This is a genomic window from Dermacoccus sp. UBA1591 (genome assembly GCF_002322065.1).
Classification (GTDB): Bacteria; Actinomycetota; Actinomycetes; order Actinomycetales; family Dermatophilaceae; genus Dermacoccus; species Dermacoccus nishinomiyaensis.
This window is the reverse complement of sequence record NZ_DCNR01000126.1, coordinates 17,110-20,660: the sequence shown is the minus strand read 5'-3', so window position 1 is coordinate 20,660 and position 3,551 is coordinate 17,110. Positions and strand designations below refer to the sequence as shown.

Annotated in this window: 4 protein-coding genes; all 4 read left to right on the top strand. The window is 70.8% G+C overall.

Annotated features, from left to right (window positions below; translation table 11 throughout):
* On the top strand, nt 1-2,439 hold a 2,439-nt coding region (locus B2284_RS14340), incomplete at its 5' end, for an amidase (protein WP_286697681.1).
* Nucleotides 2,440-2,514: 75 nt separating this feature from the next.
* Entirely contained in the window at nt 2,515-2,820 is a 306-nt protein-coding gene (locus B2284_RS14335) for a hypothetical protein (RefSeq protein ID WP_038566438.1), read from the top strand.
* A complete protein-coding gene (locus B2284_RS14330; protein WP_006943511.1) occupies nt 2,817-2,972 on the top strand; it encodes a lipopolysaccharide assembly protein LapA domain-containing protein in 156 nt (51 codons plus the stop codon). The genes B2284_RS14335 and B2284_RS14330 overlap by 4 nt, the downstream gene beginning before the upstream one ends.
* Entirely contained in the window at nt 2,969-3,388 is a 420-nt protein-coding gene (locus tag B2284_RS14325) for a hypothetical protein (protein ID WP_038566439.1), read from the top strand. Before B2284_RS14330 ends, B2284_RS14325 begins: the two co-directional genes overlap by 4 nt.
* The last annotated feature ends 163 nt before the right edge of the window (nt 3,389-3,551 follow it).

Below are 3,551 nucleotides of genomic sequence, written 5' to 3'. Positions count from 1 at the left end.
CTCGCGCAGCTCGACGAGTACGACGCGGCCGTGCTCGACGTCGGCGTCCCCGCGTTCCTGACGATGGCCGCCGCGCGCCTGCCCGATCGCTACCGGCGCGCTCTCGAGCGGTTCAAGCCGGGCAGCGGCGTGAGCAAGGTCGACATGGCGCTCGCCGGGCCGGTCCCGTGGAGCGATCCGCGCATCGGCGAGGCCCCCACGGTGCACCTCGGCGGCACACGCGAGCAGATCGCGGCGGCGGAGAACGACGTCGCGCGCGGGCGGGTGCCCGAGCGTCCCTACGTTCTGGCCGTGCAGCCGAGTATCGCCGATTCCACGCGCGCGCCGGCCGGGCAGGCGACGTTCTGGGCGTACGTTCACGTGCCGTTCGACAGCGACGTCGACGCCACCGAGGCCGTCCTCGCCGCCGTCGAGGAGCACGCCCCGGGTTTCCGTGACCTCGTGCTCGCCTCAACAGCGACGCGCGCCGACGAGTTCGCGGCAGCCGTCAGTCCCAACTTCGCGGGCGGCGACTTCGCGAGCGGCGCCGTCACGATGACGCAGATGCTCAAGCGTCCCGTCGTGTCACCGACGCCCTGGCGCACACCCGCCGACGGTGTCTACCTCGCCTCGGGAGCGACGACGCCGGGCCCCAGCGTCCACGGCATGTGCGGCTGGCACGCGGCGCGAACCCTGCTGCACGACAACGGAATCCCCGCCCCGAACCTCGCGCCCACCTCGGCCGCTGAACCGTCACCATGCCCAGGGAGGCGTGCCCTCGCACGCACCGCCACCACCATCGTCGAGGCCATGCCGACATCGGCGACACGGGCGGCATCGGCCACCCGAGTTGCGCGCTTCGGCCCACAGGCGGCGTCGCAGGCGGCACACTGGCAGATCGAAGCTGCCACGACGAAAAGGGGTCAGATGATGTCCGAGACGAGGCCGAAGCAGATCCACGCGTTCACCGACGATGCGCTCGGTGACATGGACGCGACAGCGCTCGCCGACGCCATCGACTCGGGCCGCGTCAGCGCGACGGAGGCCGTCGAGGCTGCGCTCGCGCGCGCCGAGAAGGTCGACGGGGTGCTCAACGCCATCGAGTTCATCGATGCCAAGCGCGCCCGTCAGCGTGCTGGTCGTATCGACGCGGGCCTCGGAGGTGGGCGCCACGATCATCCGGACGCCGCGCTGCGCGGCGTGCCGAGCGCGTTCAAGGACAACGTCGTCGTCGCCGGCGTGCCGATGACGCAGGGTTCGGAGGCGATGCCGCGCGTCAGCAGCCGCCGCAGCGGCAAGGTCGTGACGCAGATCCTCGGCACGGGCATCGTCCCCATCGGCACGACGACGATGCCGCCGTTCGGCTGGACGGCGACGACGGAACGCCCTGGCGGCAACGTCACGCGCAACCCGTGGGACACGTCGCGCAGTTCGGGCGGTTCCTCCGGCGGTTCGGCGGCGCTCGTCGCGTCGGGCGTCGTCCCCATCGCGCACGGCAACGACGGTGGTGGCTCGATCCGCATTCCCGCCGCGACGTGCGGCCTCGTCGGCCTCAAACCGACGCGCGGGCGCCTCATCATCGGTGAGAGTTCCGCGCAGATGCCGGTGAAGATCGTCACCGACTCGGTGCTGACGCGCACGGTGCGCGACACCGTCACGTTCTTCGAGGACGCCCAGCGCGTGCACCCGGCGCGCCGCCTACCGCCGATCGACGTCACGTCGCACCCCGAGCTGACGCGCCCGCTGCGCATCGGGTTCATGCACGACAGTCCGTTCGCGCCTCCGTCGGATGCACCGACGCGAGCCGCCGTCGACACGGCTCTCACGATGCTGGGCGGGCTCGGGCACGACATCGTCGACTGGCAACCGACGATTCCCGAGTCGTTCCAACAGGATTTTCTCGACTACTGGGGTTTCCTCGCGTTCAACACGGTGGCGGGCGGCAAGCGCCTGTTCCACAAGGATTTCGACGCGAGCAAGCTCGACCCGTTGACGCTCGGGCTCGCGCAGATGGGACGCCGCCGGCTCGCGCACGCGCCGAAGTTCCTCGCGCGTCTGCAGGCGTCGGGTCGTGTGTACCGTTCGCAGATGGCGAGCGGCCCCGATGTCTTCGTCTCGCCCGTCCTCGCCCACGTCGCACCCGAGATCGGTTATCTCGCAGGCGATCTCGACTACGAGACGCACCTCGAGCGCGTGCTCGCCTACTGTGCCTTCACGCCGCTGCACAACGCGACGGGCGCACCCGCCATCAGCCTGCCGCTCGGACGGACCGATGACGGGCTGCCGGTCGGCGTCATGATCTCCGGGCAGATCGGCGACGAGAACACGCTGCTGCGGCTGGCCCTGCAGATCGAGGCGGCCCACCCGTTCCGTCGCCTCGACCAGGTGGGCGAGGCGGCCCAGGGCGGCGTTCCGAACCGCGACGAACCGGGTGTCGGCGCCGCATCGAACGGCGCGTGACGACGGCGTTGTCGGTGACGCCAGGCACAATGGGCGACGTTCGACGATGAGCACCTGAAGAACGAAGGAGACGCAGTGGAGCGTTCAGGCACGCGCGTGCCCGCCCGACTCAGTCGGGCGTGGTGGGCGGCGTTCGTCGTCGTCCCACTCGTTCTCGGCGCTGCGGCTGCGTTCCTCGGCAAGTCCTCGATCGAATCCAACCTGCAGCAGCGAGTCGAGCGCAGCGTCGCCGGCACGGGCGTCGCGCAGGTCTCCGTCTCGGTCGACGGCCGCGACGTCACCGCCGTCGTCCCGGCGCGGTCGGGCAACGACGCCATCGACTCGGTGCGCGACGCCGCGTCGCACGTCGACGGCGTCCGCACGGTGAAGGTGCACCGATGAACCTCGTGATCGACAGCGTCTTCGTCATGCTCGTCTGTTTCGTTCTCGGCGCCCTCATCGCCTGGCTGCTCGCCGCCGCGCTCTACCCGACGCGCCGCGACCTGCGCCAACTCGACGAGCAACACGAGGGCGACGCGGGGAGCGTCCGATGATCTGGCTCGCCGCTCAGCTGTGGCCCGCAGCGGTGCTGGCGCTCGTCGCCGGTTTCGCCATCACCTGGTTCACCGTCGTGCGTCGCCTCGACGATGCGCCCGTGAGCGCTGAGCGTGAGCGACGCGACGGTGGCTCGCGGCGCGCAGGACGTTCTAGCGACGGCCATTCGGACGCAGGACGCGCCGGCGCAGGACTGGCAGGTGCAGGACGCCAGGTTGCAGCAGGCTCGGATGCAGCAGGCTCGCGCCGCGACGACCCGTCCGACGGGCTCGGCGACGGCGAGCCCATCAACGGCGAGCGACACGTCGCGTCCCGGGTCGACGGCGAAGAACGCGACGAGGCCCGTCCCGACGTGCCCGCGCATCGCCCGAGTGGCAGTGTCGGCAGCGCGTTCACCTCGCGCCGCGACGAGTGATGCGCGGCCGCTGGCACACCGACGACGGGCCAGGACGAACATTCGACGAGCGAGGATCTGACATGAGCGACGACACGATCAACGACCCCTACGACGAGGCCCCGGTTCACGTCCTCGATGACGAGGCAGAACCCGACGCCGAGGCTGACGGTGGATCCGACGC